This is a genomic window from Hydrogenophaga sp. (genome assembly GCF_026125785.1).
Lineage (GTDB): Bacteria > Pseudomonadota > Gammaproteobacteria > Burkholderiales > Burkholderiaceae_C > Hydrogenophaga.
This window is the reverse complement of sequence record NZ_JAHCKL010000004.1, coordinates 28,649-44,736: the sequence shown is the minus strand read 5'-3', so window position 1 is coordinate 44,736 and position 16,088 is coordinate 28,649. Positions and strand designations below refer to the sequence as shown.

The 16,088-nt window shown below is 65.5% G+C and carries 15 protein-coding genes; 7 read left to right on the top strand and 8 right to left on the bottom strand.

What is annotated here, in order from left to right; translation table 11 throughout:
* Positions 1 to 7 precede the first annotated feature (7 nt).
* The 8 genes from KIT53_RS05840 to KIT53_RS05805 all read right to left on the bottom strand — a co-directional run bounded on the left by KIT53_RS05840 (position 8) and on the right by KIT53_RS05805 (position 7,083).
* Entirely contained in the window at positions 8 to 937 is a 930-nt protein-coding gene (locus KIT53_RS05840; RefSeq protein WP_297749100.1) for a LysR substrate-binding domain-containing protein, read from the bottom strand.
* 163 nt (positions 938 to 1,100) lie between these two features.
* Positions 1,101 to 2,411: a citrate synthase gene (locus KIT53_RS05835; RefSeq protein ID WP_297749097.1), complete on the bottom strand. Its 1,311-nt coding sequence runs from the start codon at positions 2,409 to 2,411 to the stop codon at positions 1,101 to 1,103.
* Between the two features lie 22 nt (positions 2,412 to 2,433).
* Positions 2,434 to 2,727, bottom strand: coding sequence for a succinate dehydrogenase assembly factor 2 (locus KIT53_RS05830; protein ID WP_297749094.1), 294 nt, complete (start codon positions 2,725 to 2,727; stop codon positions 2,434 to 2,436).
* Between the two features lie 25 nt (positions 2,728 to 2,752).
* Entirely contained in the window at positions 2,753 to 3,457 is a 705-nt protein-coding gene (locus tag KIT53_RS05825) for a succinate dehydrogenase iron-sulfur subunit (protein WP_297749091.1), read from the bottom strand.
* Positions 3,458 to 3,494: 37 nt separating this feature from the next.
* Entirely contained in the window at positions 3,495 to 5,294 is a 1,800-nt protein-coding gene (gene sdhA, locus KIT53_RS05820) for a succinate dehydrogenase flavoprotein subunit (RefSeq protein WP_297749086.1), read from the bottom strand.
* Between the two features lie 4 nt (positions 5,295 to 5,298).
* The gene (gene sdhD, locus KIT53_RS05815; protein WP_297749083.1) at positions 5,299 to 5,664 is read right to left on the bottom strand and encodes a succinate dehydrogenase, hydrophobic membrane anchor protein; all 366 of its coding nucleotides are present in this window, start codon (positions 5,662 to 5,664) and stop codon (positions 5,299 to 5,301) included.
* Between the two features lie 15 nt (positions 5,665 to 5,679).
* Complete coding sequence (sdhC, locus tag KIT53_RS05810; protein WP_297749079.1) at positions 5,680 to 6,111, bottom strand: succinate dehydrogenase, cytochrome b556 subunit; 432 nt, start codon at positions 6,109 to 6,111, stop codon at positions 5,680 to 5,682.
* A gap of 168 nt (positions 6,112 to 6,279) precedes the next feature.
* The gene (locus KIT53_RS05805; RefSeq protein ID WP_297749076.1) at positions 6,280 to 7,083 is read right to left on the bottom strand and encodes a GntR family transcriptional regulator; all 804 of its coding nucleotides are present in this window, start codon (positions 7,081 to 7,083) and stop codon (positions 6,280 to 6,282) included.
* Positions 7,084 to 7,284: 201 nt separating this feature from the next.
* On the opposite strand from KIT53_RS05805, the gene KIT53_RS05800 reads away from it, so the two are divergent.
* From KIT53_RS05800 to KIT53_RS05770, 7 genes are all read left to right on the top strand, one after another.
* A complete protein-coding gene (locus tag KIT53_RS05800; protein ID WP_297749073.1) occupies positions 7,285 to 8,271 on the top strand; it encodes a malate dehydrogenase in 987 nt (328 codons plus the stop codon).
* Positions 8,272 to 8,289: 18 nt separating this feature from the next.
* Entirely contained in the window at positions 8,290 to 9,288 is a 999-nt protein-coding gene (locus KIT53_RS05795; protein WP_366521898.1) for an aldolase/citrate lyase family protein, read from the top strand.
* 68 nt (positions 9,289 to 9,356) lie between these two features.
* Positions 9,357 to 11,960 (top strand): bifunctional aconitate hydratase 2/2-methylisocitrate dehydratase, encoded by a 2,604-nt coding sequence (gene acnB / locus KIT53_RS05790; RefSeq protein WP_297749070.1) that lies wholly within the window; start codon positions 9,357 to 9,359, stop codon positions 11,958 to 11,960.
* Positions 11,961 to 12,036: 76 nt separating this feature from the next.
* Positions 12,037 to 12,435 carry a hypothetical protein gene (locus KIT53_RS05785; RefSeq protein ID WP_297749065.1) on the top strand — a complete coding sequence of 133 codons (399 nt, stop codon included), beginning with the start codon at positions 12,037 to 12,039 and terminating at the stop codon, positions 12,433 to 12,435.
* Positions 12,436 to 12,437: 2 nt separating this feature from the next.
* The gene (locus KIT53_RS05780; protein ID WP_297749062.1) at positions 12,438 to 13,139 is read left to right on the top strand and encodes a hypothetical protein; all 702 of its coding nucleotides are present in this window, start codon (positions 12,438 to 12,440) and stop codon (positions 13,137 to 13,139) included.
* 240 nt (positions 13,140 to 13,379) lie between these two features.
* A complete protein-coding gene (locus KIT53_RS05775; protein ID WP_297749059.1) occupies positions 13,380 to 14,927 on the top strand; it encodes a hypothetical protein in 1,548 nt (515 codons plus the stop codon).
* 16 nt (positions 14,928 to 14,943) lie between these two features.
* A complete protein-coding gene (locus tag KIT53_RS05770) occupies positions 14,944 to 16,077 on the top strand; it encodes an acyltransferase (protein ID WP_297749056.1) in 1,134 nt (377 codons plus the stop codon).
* Positions 16,078 to 16,088 lie beyond the last annotated feature (11 nt).

Here is a 16,088-nt window from a genome sequence, read left to right as displayed (position 1 = left end):
GAAGATTCTATGCGGCCTGTTGAAGCGGTTCGCTGCGCAGGTGGTCGACCAGCAGGCGTGCCGTGCTGGGCAGGCTGGAGAAGTCGCGGGCCACCAGCACCAGTTGGCGCCGGGCCCAGGGATCGGTGAGCGGCACGGCTTGCAGCGCATCGCCGGTATGCAGCAGTGCGAAGGCGCGTTCTGGCATGACGCCAACGCCCAGGCCATTGGCGATCATGCGGCACATGGCGTCAAGTCCGGTGACGCGGATGCGCACGCGCACCGTGGTGCCCGAGCGCGCGGCGGCCTGGTGGGTGGCCAAGTGAATGGAGCTGTTGGCGTGCAGGCCCACGTGGTCGTACGGTAGGGTGGCTTCGAAGGCCACCGCCTCGCCGGCTCCGGCCAGTGCATGGCCTCGGGGCACCACCAGCACCAACTGGTCGTTTCGGTAAGGCAGGGACTGCAGGCCGCCGGCCCCCACCGCGCCGTTGCACAGGCCCAGATCCGCTGCCCCCTCCTGGACCGCGCGCAGCACCTCAGGGCTGAGGTGTTCTTCCAAGTCGATCTTGATCTGGGGATGGCGCCGCGCGAAAGACCCCAGGTCCTCTGGCAGGAATTGCACGATGGCGGAGATGCTGGCGTGCACACGCACATGGCCACGCACGCCATCGGCGTACTCGGCCAGCTCGGTCTGCATCTTTTCCAGGCCGAACAGCACGGCTCGCGCATGGTGCAGCAGGCCCTCGCCGGCAGGGGTGAGGCGCACGCCGCGCGCATGGCGATGCAACAGCGGTGTGCCCAGGGCGGTTTCGAGGTCGGACAGCCGTTTGCTGATGGCCGATGCCGCAATGAACTCCCGCTGCGCCGCGCGGCCGATGCTGCCCAGCTCGCACACGGCCACGAAGAGCTGCAGCGAGGTGAGATCGATCTGGCGGGCGAAATTGCGTTCGGACAACATGGCCTGGAGGCTTCTCAATCGGCGAACAAGAAGGGCTATTTTGCTGCACAAGGCCTATTCCAGCCATCTCGTAATGAGATGGCTGGTGTGCCTCTGTGCGCAGGCTGTGGCCGCAAAAAAGCCCGCCGGAGGCGGGCTTGCTTGCTGCAGGCGCAAGGCCGGCTCAGCGCTGGGCCATGGGCTTGACGTCACGGCGCGGCGAACCGGTGAAGAGCTGGCGCGGACGGCCAATCTTGTACTCGGGGTCGCCGATCATCTCGTTGAGTTGGGCGATCCAACCCACAGTGCGGGCCAGGGCGAAGATCCCGGTGAACAGGTTCACCGGGATGCCGATGGCGCGTTGCACGATGCCGGAGTAGAAGTCCACGTTCGGGTAGAGCTTGCGCTGCACGAAGTAGTCGTCTTCCAGAGCGATCTTCTCGAGCTGCTTGGCCAGGGCGAACAGCGGATCCTTCTCCAGGCCCAGCTCCTGCAGCACCTCGTTGCAGGTTTCCTGCATCAGCTTGGCGCGCGGGTCGTAGTTCTTGTACACGCGGTGGCCAAAGCCCATCAGCTTGACGCCGGAGTTCTTGTCCTTGACCTTCTCCATGAACTCGCCCACCTTGGAGATGCCGCCGTTGCGCTGGATGTCCTCCAGCATGTTCAGGCAGGCCTCGTTGGCGCCGCCGTGGGCCGGACCCCAGAGGCAGGCGACACCGGCCGCGACGGCGGCGAACGGGTTGGTGCCGGAAGAGCCGCACAGGCGCACGGTGGAGGTGGAGGCGTTCTGCTCGTGGTCGGCGTGCAGGATGAAGATGCGGTCGAGTGCGCGCTCGAGCACCGGGTTCACCACGTACTCCTCGCAGGGCGTGCCAAACATCATGCGCAGGAAGTTGCCCGAGTAGCTCAGGTCGTTCTTCGGGTACATGTAAGGCTGGCCGATGCCGTACTTGTAGGCCATGGCCACCAGCGTGGGCATCTTGGCGATCAGGCGGATGGCCGCGATCTCACGGTGCTTCGGGTTGTTGATGTCCGTGCTGTCGTGGTAGAAGGCCGACAGCCCGCCCACCAAGCCCGTGAGCACGGCCATCGGGTGCGCGTCACGGCGGAAGCCACGCAGGAAGAACTGCATCTGTTCGTTGACCATGGTGTGGTTGGTCACGAGCTTGTGGAAATCGGTGCGCTGCGACTCGTTGGGCAGCTCGCCGTTGAGCAGCAGGTAGCAGGTGTCGAGGTAGTCGCATTGGGTGGCGAGTTGCTCGATGGGGTAGCCACGGTACAGCAGCTCACCCTTGTCGCCATCGATGTAGGTGATGGCGGACTGGCACGATGCGGTGGAGAGGAAACCGGGGTCGTAGGTGAACATGCCGGTTTGCGCGTAGAGCTTGCGGATGTCGATCACGTCCGGGCCGATGCTGCCGGCGTACACCGGCAGGTCCACGCTGGGGCTGCCGTTGGAGAACGACAGGGTGGCTTTGTTGTCTACGAGTTTCATGCGGTTTCCTTTTAAGGCTGACTTAAACGGGTTGCCGGGCCGCACGCAGCAGGCCCAGCACTTGCGTGACGTCGTCACGGACCAGGTCACCCTGGAGAGGCTTGCGGCCCAGCAACAGATCGAGCAGATCGTTGTCGGACAGATCCATGAGCGCCTCCAGGGCACCGGCCTGACCTAGGGTCAAGCCAGATTCGTGCCTGGCAAAAAAACGCTCGATGAACAGATCGTTCTCGAGCAACCCGCGGCGGCACCTCCAGCGCAGCTTGCTCAGACGGCGTTCGTCGAGCAGGGTGTCGGGCGGGAGGGTAGCTTCCATGGGTTTCCTGGGCGAGGCAGCGGGCTCAGACCGCGCGCATCACCATCATTTCCTTGATCTTGCCGATGGCCTTGGTCGGGTTCAGGCTCTTGGGGCAGACGTCCACGCAGTTCATGATGGTGTGGCAGCGGAACAGCCGGTAGGGGTCTTCCAGGTTGTCCAGACGCTCGCTGGTGGCCTGGTCTCGGCTGTCCGCAATGAAGCGGTAGGCCTGCAGCAGGCCTGCCGGCCCCACGAACTTGTCCGGGTTCCACCAGAAGCTCGGGCAGCTCGTGGAGCAGCTCGCGCACAGGATGCACTCGTACAGGCCGTTGAGCTCCTCGCGCTCCTCGGGGCTCTGCAGGCGTTCCTTTTCCGGGGCGATGGTCTCGTTGATCAGGTAGGGCTTGATGCTGTGGTACTGCTTGAAGAACAGCGTCATGTCCACGATGAGGTCACGCACCACGGGCAGGCCGGGCAAGGGCTTCAAGGTGATCACGCCAGGCAGCGTGTTCATGTTGGTCAGGCAGGCCAGGCCGTTCTTGCCGTTGATGTTCATCGCGTCCGAGCCGCACACCCCTTCGCGGCACGAGCGGCGGAAAGAGATGCTGGGATCGACCGCCTTGAGTTTCATCAGCGCGTCCAGCAGCATGCGCTCGTGGCCATCGAGTTCCACCTCGATGGTCTGCATGTAGGGCTTGGCGTCCTTTTCGGGGTCGTAGCGGTAGATCTTGAATGTGCGTTTGGCCATGGTGTTTTTTTCTCCGAGCGTCGTGGGAACGGTGGTGTCAGAAGGTGCGCACCTTGGGCGGCACCGACTCCACGGTCAGGGGCTTGAGATTGACGGGTTTGTAAGTCAGGCTGTTGTCCGCGCTGTGCCACAGCGTGTGCTTCATCCATTCCGCGTCGTTGCGGCCCAGCGGGAACTGGGCATCGTCGGCCGGCCGCTCGTAGTCGTTGACCGTATGGGCACCGCGGCATTCGCGGCGCGCTGCCGCCGAGGTCATGGTGGCCTGGGCGCATTCGATCAGGTTTTCCACTTCAAGCGCCTCGATCCGCGCCGTGTTGAACACCTTGGACTTGTCCTTGAGCGTGATGTTGGCGACACGGTCACGCATGGCGTTGATCTTGACCACGCCTTCGTCCATGCTGGCCTGCGTGCGGAACACGCCTGCGTGCTGCTGCATCGCGGTGCGCATGTCGTTGGCCACGTCCTGCGCGTACTCGCCGCTGGTCGATGCGTCCAGCCGGGCCAGCCGGGCCAGCGTGGCATCGGCGGCATCGGCGGGCATCGGCTTGTGGGTCTTGTTCTTGTCGTTGTACTGGACGATGTGATTGCCCGCGGCGCGTCCGAACACCAGCAGATCGAGCAGCGAGTTGGTGCCCAGCCGGTTGGCGCCGTGCACGCTCACGCAGGAGCATTCGCCCACCGCATACAGGCCATTGACCACCTTCTGGTTGCCTTGCCCGTCGGGCGTGACCACCTGACCATGGATGTTGGTCGGAATGCCGCCCATCTGGTAGTGGATGGTCGGCACCACGGGAATTGGGTCCTTCGTGATGTCGACATTGGCGAAGTTGTGCCCGATCTCGTAGACCGAGGGCAGGCGCTTCATGATGTCGGCCACGCCGATGTGGGTCATGTCCAGATGGATGTAGTCCTTGTTGGGACCACAGCCGCGTCCTTCCTTGATCTCCTGGTCCATGCAGCGCGACACGAAGTCGCGCGGTGCCAGGTCTTTCAGGGTCGGGGCATACCGCTCCATGAAGCGCTCGCCTTCGCTGTTGCGCAGGATGGCACCCTCGCCGCGGCAGCCTTCGGTGAGCAGCACGCCCGCGCCGGCCACGCCGGTCGGGTGGAACTGCCAGAACTCCATGTCCTGCAGCGGAATGCCGGCACGCGCGGCCATGCCCAGGCCGTCACCGGTGTTGATGAAGGCGTTGGTGGAGGCCGCGAAGATGCGGCCGGCACCGCCGGTGGCCAGCAGCGTGGTCTTGGCTTCCAGGATGTAGGTTTCGCCGGTTTCCATTTCCAGCGCGGTCACGCCGACCACGTCGCCGCTGGCGTCACGGATCAGGTCCAGCGCCATCCACTCGACGAAGAAGGTCGTGCGGGCCGCTACGTTCTGCTGGTAGAGGGTGTGCAGCATGGCGTGGCCGGTGCGGTCGGCCGCGGCGCACGCGCGCTGCACAGGCTTCTCGCCGTAGTTGGCGGTATGTCCGCCAAAGGGACGCTGGTAGATGGTGCCGTCGGGGTTGCGGTCGAACGGCATGCCGAAGTGCTCGAGTTCGTACACCACCTTCGGGGCTTCACGGCACATGAACTCGATGGCGTCCTGGTCACCCAGCCAATCGGAACCCTTGATGGTGTCGTAGAAGTGGTAGTGCCAGTTGTCCTCGTTCATGTTGCCCAGCGAGGCACCAATGCCGCCCTGCGCGGCCACGGTGTGCGAGCGGGTGGGGAAGACTTTGGAGAGCACGGCCACCTTCAGGCCGGCGCGGGCGAGCTGCAGCGAGGCGCGCATGCCGGAGCCACCGGCGCCGACGATGACCACGTCGAACTGACGCTTGGGAAGAGATGCGGACATGGCTTCAGAGCCTCCAGAGAACTTGAACAGCCCAGCCCAGGCAAGACAGGAGCCAGACGATGGTGAAGACGTGCAGGACGAGGCGGATGCCGGCGGGCTTGACGTAGTCCATCCAGATGTCGCGCATGCCGACCCACACGTGGTAGGCCAGGGCCACGAAGACTGCGAAGGTCAGCGCCTTCATCCATTGGGCCGAGAAAATCGCGGCCCAGCTCTCGTAGCCGATGGGGCCGCTGGTGAACAGCACGCGCAGCAGCACGATCAGTGTGAACAGCGCCATCAGGGCGGCGGTGATGCGCTGGGCCAGCCAGTCGCGCAGGCCGTAGTGGGCGCCGGTGACGACGCGCTTGGATCCGTAGTTGACAGACATGGGGATTCCTTGAGCTCAGTACGCGCCGAACAGCTTGGCGCCCAGCAACAGGGTGAGCGCGATGCTGATCGCCAGGGTGGCGATGGCGGAGGATTTGCCGAAGCCCTTGCTGACCGCATGGAACGCGTCCATGTAGAGGTGGCGCAGACCGGCAATGAGGTGGTGCAGGTAGGCCCAGATCAAGGCCAGCACCACCAGCTTGAACAGCCAGCCGGGCACGAACCCCAGGCCGACAGAGAAGGCGGCGCTGAACTGCTCGAAGGAAATCTCTGACGACACGGAGGTGTCGAACAGCCAGACGATCAGCGGCAGCAGCAGGAACATCAGGGCGCCGCTGGCGCGGTGCAGGATCGACACCCAGCCTGCGGCGGGCAGCCGGTAGGTGGTGAGGTCCTTGAAGGCGTTGATGTTGCGGTACTCGGGCCGCTTTCGGGTCAACTCGGTCATGGTGGGGCTTTCTTGCAGGGAAGGGAAAAGCGGTGTCGCTCCGCTGTAACGCGTTGGTAACTTTTTCCAACGGTTATACCAAGAGCTTGCAAATTCTATTGCAACGCACCATGCCGTTGGCTGACACCCTGCCGTTCCAGAGCGCTTTGCTCGGTGTTGGTGGAGCTTCTAGCTCAGTTCGTTGCGGTAGTGCCGGGTTTCGGTTCTGTAGAGGCCTCGCCGGAGTTCCATGGGTTCGTCGTTGTAGGTAAAGGCCAGGCGCTCCACGCTCAACAGCGGGCTGCCCGGGGGCACGCCCAGCAGGGGGGCGGCATCCCCATCGGCGCTCACGGCCTTGATTTTCTCCGTCGCGCGCACCATGCGCACGCCGAACTGCGCCTCGAACAGGGCGTACATCGGCCCCTTGTCGCCAGAGAGCATCTCCACCGTCAGGCCCTTGAACGGGCCTCCCGGCAGCCAGATTTCTTCCAGGATCGCCGCGACCCCGTCGAAGGCCAGCACGCGCCGGACCTGCAGCACCGCGTCACCGGTGCGAAGCGCCAACTGCCGCGCCACTTCCGCAGGTGCGCGCAGGCGCCGGCATTCGATGATGCGCCGCTCGGCCTGGCCCTGTTCCTGCAGGGTGCCCACGTCGGGCAGCAGGCGCAGGAAGCGGTACTGCGTGTGCTGCTCGGCGTGCGTGGCCACGAAGGTGCCCTTGCCCTGGCGGCGCACCAGCAGGTTGTCGGTGGCCAGTTCGTCGATCGCCTTGCGCACCGTGCCCTGGCTGACGCGAAAGCGCGCGGCCAGGTCGAACTCGCTGGGGATCATGTCCCCGGGCTTCCATTCGCCGGCCTGCAGGCTGCGCAGGATCAGGTTCTTGATCTGCTGGTACAGCGGGCTGAAGGCGGGTGCTGCACCCTCGGCACCAACCGACACGCCGGCATCGCCAGGTACGGCGTCGGTGGCAGGGGTGTGGGAAGGAGGGGCCATGGAATGAGGTGGAAAAGGCGGTGCAATCATATCTTATATAAGACATAAGACAAATTGACGCCTCAGGGTTTGCGAGAGTACACTCGCCGGCTGAGTTCGAATCAGGGACCACGGTTTTTCCCGGCCTCCATGACGCCCCCGGCGGGCGACGCGCTCTTCCCTCCCGCTTACCTTCCAACGCCCTTTTCCGGAGTTTTCATCATGAGCAAGAAGCCTGTTCGCGTGGCCGTTACCGGCGCCGCTGGCCAGATCGGTTACGCCCTGCTGTTTCGCATCGCCTCGGGCGAGATGCTGGGCAAGGACCAGCCGGTGATCCTGCAACTGCTGGAAATTCCCGACGAGAAAGCCCAGAAGGCGCTCAAGGGCGTGATGATGGAGCTCGACGATTGCGCCTTCCCGCTGCTGGCCGGCATGGAAGCGCACAGCGACCCCATGACCGCATTCAAGGACACCGACTACGCTCTGCTGGTCGGCGCCCGCCCGCGCGGCCCCGGCATGGAGCGCGCCGACCTGCTGGCCGCCAATGCACAGATCTTCACCGCCCAGGGCAAGGCGCTGGACAAGGTCGCCAGCCGCAACGTCAAGGTGCTGGTGGTCGGCAACCCGGCCAACACCAATGCCTACATCGCCATGAAGAGCGCGCCCAGCCTGCCGCGCGAGAACTTCACCGCCATGCTGCGCCTGGACCACAACCGTGCCGCTAGCCAGATCGCCGCCAAGACCGGTGGCAAGGTCGGCGAGATCGAGAAGCTCACCGTCTGGGGCAACCACTCGCCCACCATGTACGCCGACTACCGTTTCGCTTCCATCGGCGGCAAGAGCGTCAAGGACCTGATCAACGACCAGGTCTGGAACAAGGACGTGTTCCTGCCCACCGTGGGCAAGCGTGGCGCGGCCATCATCGAGGCGCGCGGCCTGTCTTCTGCTGCGTCGGCGGCCAATGCGGCCATCGACCATATGCGCGACTGGGCGCTGGGCTCGCAAGGCAAGTGGGTCACCATGGGCGTGCCCTCCAACGGTGAGTACGGCATTCCCAAGGATGTGATCTTCGGTTTCCCGGTCACCACCGAAAACGGCAAGTACAAGATTGTCGAGGGCCTGGAGATCGATGCCTTCTCCCAGGAGTGCATCAACAAGACCCTGGCCGAACTGCAAGGCGAGCAGGACGGTGTGAAGCACCTCCTGTAACTGCTTGGTAACCGCGCGGTGACCCACCCTCGCTCCATCCTGCTCGGTGCCCAGGCCGGCGCGTTCGCGCTGCCGGTCTGTGACCACTACAGCGGTGTGGAGGCGCGCATGCGAAAGAGCCTGGCGCTGCAGGCCGAGCTGGCGCAGGAATTCGGCACCTGCGTGTTCGACGTGACGCTGGACTGCGAGGATGGTGCGCCTGTGGGTGGCGAGGCCGAGCACGCACGGCTGGTGACGGAACTGGCCCTGGCCGCGGGCCCCTCGGCCCGCGTGGCCGCGCGGGTGCATCCGGTCGACCATTCCTGCTTCGACGCCGACGTTGCCACCATTGCCGGCCGTGCCGGCCATCGCCTGTGCCACCTGATGGTGCCCAAGGTGGAGTCGGTGGCCGACGTGCAACGGGCCTCGGACGCGCTGGATGCCGCAGGCGCGCACGGGCTGCCGCTGCATGTGCTGATCGAGTCGCCCGCCGCCGTGCACCGCGCCTTCGACATCGCCGCGCACCCCCGTGTGCAGAGCCTGAGCTTTGGCCTGATGGACTTCGTCTCTGCGCACGGTGGCGCCATTCCCGCCGAGGCCATGAGCGTCGCCGGCCAGTTCTCGCATCCGCTGGTGCTGCGCGCCAAGCTGGACATGGCCTCGGCCTGCCATGCCCATGGCAAGGTGCCCGCGCACTGCGTGGTCACCGAATTCAAGGATCTGGACGCCCTGCAGGCCGCGGCCCGCAAGGCCGCCCGTGAACTCGGCTACACCCGCATGTGGAGCATCCACCCGGACCAGATCCGTCCCATCCTGGCGGCCTTCGCACCAGCCGAGCGCGAGGTGGAGGCCGCTGCCGCCATCATCGAGCGCGCCCTGGCCGCCGAATGGGCGCCGGTGCAGTTTGATGGCCGGCTGCACGACCGCGCCAGCTACCGCTATTTCTGGCAGGTGCTGGAGCGCGCGCACCAGACCGGCCTGCCCCTGCCCGAAACGGTGCAGCCTTACCTGACGGAGCCGGCATCCACGCGGCATTGAGCTTGCTTGCACCGGCCCCAACCGAACCTCACAAGAACCCCACGCCATCCCTTCTTCTGGAGAACGCCATGTCCACGACCTTCCTCGCCGACTACCGTGCCCACGCCGCCGAACGCGCCGCGCTGGGCATCCCGCCGCTGCCGCTCGACGCGAAGCAGGTGGCCGCGCTGATCGAGCTGATCAAGTCGCCGCCGGCTGGCGAGGATGCCTTCCTGCTGGACCTGCTCACGCACCGCGTGCCTCCGGGCGTGGACGATGCGGCCAAGGTCAAGGCCAGCTTCCTGGCCGCCGTGGCCCACGGAGACATCCAGGTTGGTCTGGTGTCCAAAGCCAAGGCCACCGAACTGCTGGGCACCATGGTGGGCGGCTACAACGTGCACCCGCTGATCGAGCTGCTCGATGACGCCGAGGTGGCGGGCGTGGCGGCCGAAGGCCTGAAGAAGACGCTGCTGATGTTCGATTACTTCAACGACGTCGCCGTCAAGGCCAAGGCGGGCAACGCCAAGGCGCAGGAAGTGATGCAGAGCTGGGCCGATGCCGAGTGGTTCACCAGCCGCCCCGAAGTCGAGAAGAAGATCACCGTGACGGTGTTCAAGGTGCCCGGCGAGACCAACACCGACGACCTGTCGCCCGCGCCCGACGCCTGGAGCCGGCCGGACATCCCGCTGCACTACCTGGCCATGCTCAAGAACACCCGCCCCGACGCGGCCTTCAAGCCGGAAGAGGATGGCAAGCGCGGCCCGATGCAGTTCATCGAAGATCTGAAGAAGAAGGGCCATCTGGTGGCCTACGTGGGCGACGTGGTCGGCACCGGCTCCAGCCGCAAGAGCGCGACCAACTCCGTGATCTGGGCCACCGGCCAGGACATTCCCTTCGTGCCCAACAAGCGCTTTGGCGGCGTCACGCTGGGCGGCAAGATCGCGCCCATCTTCTTCAACACCCAGGAAGACTCCGGCTCGCTGCCGATCGAGGTCGACGTCTCCAAGCTGGAGATGGGCGACGTGGTCGACGTGCTGCCCTACGACGGCAAGATCGTGAAGAACGGCGCCACCGTGGCCGAGTTCAAGCTCAAGAGCGACGTGCTGTTCGACGAAGTGCGCGCCGGTGGCCGCATCAACCTGATCATCGGCCGCTCGCTCACCGCCAAGGCGCGCGAATTCCTGGGGCTGCCAGCCTCCACGCTGTTCCGCCTGCCGCAGGCGCCTGCGGTGTCCAAGGCCGGGTTCACCCTGGCGCAGAAGATGGTCGGCCGCGCGGTCGGCCTGCCCGAAGGCCAGGGCGTGCGCCCGGGCACCTACTGCGAACCGCGCATGACCACCGTGGGCAGCCAGGACACCACCGGCCCCATGACGCGCGACGAGCTCAAGGACCTGGCCTGCCTGGGCTTCAGCGCCGACATGGTGATGCAGTCCTTCTGCCATACGGCGGCCTACCCGAAGCCGGTGGATGTGAAGACCCACCGCGAACTGCCGGCCTTCATCAGCAACCGCGGTGGCGTGGCCCTGCGTCCGGGCGACGGCGTGATCCACTCCTGGCTCAACCGCCTGCTGCTGCCCGACACCGTGGGCACCGGTGGTGACTCGCACACCCGCTTCCCGATCGGCATCTCCTTCCCGGCCGGCTCCGGGCTGGTAGCTTTCGGTGCCGCCACGGGCGTGATGCCGCTGGACATGCCCGAATCCGTGCTGGTGCGCTTCAAGGGCGAGCTGCAGCCCGGCGTGACGCTGCGCGACCTGGTGCACGCGATCCCGCTGTACGCCATCAAGGCGGGCCTGCTGACCGTGGCCAAGGCCGGCAAGAAGAACATCTTCTCCGGCCGCATCCTGGAAATAGAGGGCCTGCCGGACCTCAAGGTGGAACAGGCCTTCGAACTGTCCGACGCCTCGGCAGAACGCTCGGCCGCTGGCTGCACGATCAAGCTGAACAAGGAACCCGTCATCGAGTACCTCAACAGCAACATCGTGCTGATGAAGAACATGATCGCCGATGGCTACGAGGACAAGCGCACGCTGGAGCGCCGCATCCAGAAAGTGCAGGCCTGGCTGGCCAACCCGCAGTTGCTGGAGGCCGACAAGGACGCCGAGTACGCCGCCGTGATCGAGATCGATCTGGCCGACATCACCGAACCCATCGTCTGCTGCCCCAACGATCCGGACGACGCCAAGTTCCTGTCCGACGTCGCCGGCACCAAGATCGACGAAGCCTTCATCGGCTCGTGCATGACCAACATCGGCCACTTCCGCGCCGCGGCCAAGCTGCTGGGCGGCCAGCGCGACATTCCGGTCAAGCTGTGGGTTGCACCGCCGACCAAGATGGACCAGAACGAACTGATCAAGGAAGGCCACTACGCCGCTTTCGGTACCGCTGGCGCCCGCACCGAAATGCCCGGCTGCTCGCTGTGCATGGGCAACCAGGCGCAGGTGCGCGAGGGCGCGACGGTGATTTCCACGTCCACGCGCAACTTCCCCAACCGCCTGGGCAAGAACACCAACGTGTTCCTGGGCTCGGCCGAGCTCTCCGCCATCGCCTCGCGCCTGGGCTACCTGCCCAGCAAGGCAGAGTACCTCAAGGAAATGGGTGTGATCGACGCCGACAAGGCCAGCGTGTACCGCTACATGAACTTCGACCAGATCGAGGAATACGCGGAAACCGCCAAGGGCGTGACGGCCTGATCAGGTTCCCCGCGCTTTCAGGAAAACGGCCCTCTGGGCCGTTTTCTTTTGCGGCCGCAGCCATTAGGCTTGGGCCATGACCGTGCAGATCCTGGACACCATCGCATTCGATGAAAAGACCTCGGGCGTCTTGCTCACGCCCCTGGGTTTCGATACGCAATGGGTCGAGGAGGACCGGCGGGTCGACCGTGTTCCCCTGCTGTGGGAGGGGTCCACCGCGCTGCAGCGCGGCTACACCGCGCACTGGGCCGTGCGCGAACGCGAACTCTGGCTGGTGTCGGTGCACGGCCGGTTTCGCCTCAAGCATGGGCAGCCCGTGCGGGCGGAGTGGGTGAGCGGGGAACTGCGCATCGGCCTGGGTGCGCCGCCAGATGAACTGTACGACGCCTATATGGGAATCTACCGAAGCCAGATCCGCCTGGACATCGATGAGGGCCTTGTCGCGGCGGCCTGGCGCGTGGAGCGGCTGCTGTGAACGTGCCGGGCTGGCTCCTGTCGACGGCCGTTGCCATGCTGTCCACCGCGTCCCTCGCGGGGGCACCCGCCGCCGTGGACCTGGGGGCGCCTTCGTCGCAAGTGATGGCTCGCCTGGGCGATCCGCTGCGGGCGTGGTCGCTGCCCATGTGTTCAGGGTACCGGCTGGAGATGCGCCGCGACCGATCCCTCTGGCTCAAACTGGTCTTTGGCACGGACGAGCAACTGCTGGCGGCGGGCATTTTCCAGCTCGCTGCGCCGGCCCGAGGCCGGCCCAGGGCGGCGCTGCGCTGGAATGGCCTGGTGCCCGGCGCGCCCGCGCACGACGCCTACCCCGCGTTGACAACAGCCTGGCGGCCCTGGTTGTGGTCGCAGGGCGCCAAACAGTGGCTCTGGCTCGAACGCGCCGAGCAAGGGGGGCCAGCCCACCGAGAACGCTATCTGGGAGGCGTGGTCGTCAGCGATGCCAGCGGCTTTGCGGCCGGACGGGATTTCCCGTATGACGTGGCCGAGGCCGTGGTGTCGACGGGGCTGCACGGAGACGACCTGAGGGACGCCGCGTTCGCCCGGCCCCTGCTGGCGTGGCGCCAGCGAACGCCTCCCAACGCCTATCTCGAGGTGCTGTCCAGTCCGCCGCAGGGCGCGAATTGCGACCCCGCCTCGTTGGTGCAACTGGACTACACCGACCTTCCGCGATCGCCCTGAGCCACCAGGCCATCCGCGCGGATCGCGGCGAAACGTTGGAATTTTCCCGATTCGCCGACGCGAAGTGTGCATTTGTCGACATCGCCCAAGAAGCCTGCTTTTGCGGGCCTTGGGGATTCAAGACCCGTCTATATACTCCGGGCGGTTAGGCCTTAGTTCCTACGTTTCCCTTGTCCAGGCTCACGCTTTTCGCGATGAGACAGTCCCTCTCAACACCCATGGTGGCTCATGCCGGCTAGTTTGCAACCACCGATTCCGGGCGCCGGCTTGGCCGGCTCCGGTGGTTACGCCACGTGGGTGTGGGCGCTGCTGCGCATCCCGCTGCTGCTGGTGCTGCTGGTGCTTCTGCGGCGGCCTCTGCTCGACCTGACCGAACGCTATTTCGGTATCGAGCGCGTGACCGAATTCAGCATCACCGTGCTGAGCACGCCATTCACCCGCATCGGTCTGTTCGCGCTGACGGTGGCGGTGCTGTGGTTGCTGTACCGCCGCGCCAGCGCGGCGCTGTCAGCCTGGGGCGCCTACGCCGCGACCGTGCTGATCGGTTGCGGCCTGATCCTGGCCTTGTTCCTCGGTACCGGCACCAGCCCATGGCGGGCCTTCCCGCCCATGCTCTGCCTGGTGCTCAACCAGTTGCCCGTCACCGGTGCGCACCCCATGTGGTCCCGGCTCATGGCCTGGGGCGTGGGCGTGGCCGAGCTGTTCTTTTTCCGGTTGTACTGGGCCTGGATGCGGTTCCGCCGCCACCCAGCGGAGCCTGCCCCCGTCGTGCCCACGCGCTCCAGTCTGGCCTACCTGCCCGGGTGGCTCATCACCGCCGCTGCAGTGGGTGGCCTCGTTGGCGGGCCCCGGCTCGTCGAGGCAGAACGCGCGCTGCGCATGCCCGCGGGTGTTGAAATCCTACAGGAGCGCAACATCAATGGCCTCGCCCTCGACCCCGGCGGCCGCTACCTGTATGTGACGGGCCACGGTGTGCGCAATCTGCAGCGCATCGACACCCAGGATCCACACCACGCCATGATCAGTTCCGAGGTATCGACCGGCGGAGCCCAGGGATTTGCCTACGATCCACGCGCTGGCGAGGTGTACACCCTCAACCTGCAGACCCGCATGCTGCAGTACTTCGACGCCACCACCCTGGCGCTGCGACGCGAAGTGCCCCTGCCCGATATTTCCCCCGGAGATCCCTGGATCGCCGCCGACGGCCGTACCAACACACTGGTGGTCGCCTCTGAGGCCGATGAGCGTGTGGGCAGCCCGTTCATCGTCGTGGATCGCCAGAGCGGCCGCTCTCTCGACAAGCGAGACGTGGACGCAGGCAACCTGCTGCTGCATCCGCAGGGTTCGCTGCTCTACCTCAGCTTCTTCCGCAATTCCAGCAGCCTCATGGTCTATGACCTGGAACGTCGCGAGTTCTCCGGTGAGGTGCGCACCGATGCCCGTGTGGACCGCATGGCGTTCGATGAGGCACGCGGTGAACTGCTGCTCGCCTCGCCGTTGCGTTCCAGCGTGCTGCGCTTCGATGCCCGCAGCCTGGCCTTGCTGGGCGAGATCAAGAGTGTGTTCGGCGTGCGTGTGATGGCCATCGACACCCAGCGTGACTGGCTGGTCAGCGGCAGTCTGGCCACAGGCCAGATCGAGATTCAGGAACTGGCCACGGGCAAGGTGCTGAGCCGCATCTACCTCGGCCCCTGGCTGCGCAGCATCGTGGTCGACCCTCGCACTGCCACGGCCTATGTTTCCGCCAATGGCGCGCTCTACAAAGTTCCGTATGGCGCAGGCAGGTAGTCACCACCAGGGCGCGATGCCCCAGGCCACGGCCGTGGCGCAGCCCGCGAGCGCACCGCACTCTCACGTGCTCGCGCTCGATGGCATCCGTGGCGTGGCCATTCTGCTGGTGCTGTGCTACCACCTGGCCCGCAGCCTGGCGGTCGAGTTCGACTTCGTCAACCGTTTCCACCTCGTGGCCAGCTTCGGTTGGGTGGGCGTGGACCTGTTTTTCGTGCTCTCGGGGTTTCTGATCACCGGCATCCTGTACGACAGCAAGAACCACGCGCACTTCTTCAAGAACTTCTACATGCGCCGAGCGTTGCGCATCTTTCCGCTCTACTTCTGCGCTCTGCTGTTCCTGCTGCTGTTGCGCGCGGCCTGGCCCAACCTCGGTCTCTACGGCCACCAGAGCGACATCTGGCTCTGGCTCTACCTCACCAACTTCGTCATCGCCGTGAAGGACTACGGCTCCTTCGGACTCATGGACCACTTCTGGTCGCTGGCGATCGAGGAACAGTTCTACATGCTCTGGCCCTTTGTGGTGTTCGCGCTCAACCGCCGGGGCGCCATGGCCATGGCGTTGGCCATGTGCATGGCCGCGCCGCTCATGCGCACGGCGTTCGCCGTCACGCAAGACAATCCTGCCGCGCTCTACGTGCTCAGCCCTTTCCGCATGGACTCCCTCGCCATGGGCGCCTTGCTGGCCTTGGCCATCCGCGGCGGCGCGCAGGGCATCGCCCCGCAGAAACTGCGCCGCCCGGCGATGTGGGCGGGTGGCGCGGCCGCCCTGGGCCTGCTGCTCACCGTCGCTGCCACGCGCAACGTCTCCCCCCACACCCTGCCGATGGAGACCTATGGCTTTTCCCTGGTCGCCGTGGTTGGCGTGTGCACCATCGTGCTGTCGATGACCACCCGCCTGCGGCAGGTCTTCGAGAACGGCGTGCTGCGCTGGTTCGGCAAGTACAGCTATGGCCTGTACGTCTGGCATCCCATTCTTTGGATGATCATCTTTCATTCCGAACTCGCGCGAAGCGTGCGCGGCGGCGACGGCACGGGTGAGATGATCGGTTCCATCGCCGTCGCGGTGGTCGTCCTGTTCGTCTTCGTCATGGCGAGCTGGCACCTCATGGAGAGCCAGTTTCTCAAGCTCAAGGGCCGCTTCCAATGAAACCCCACTCC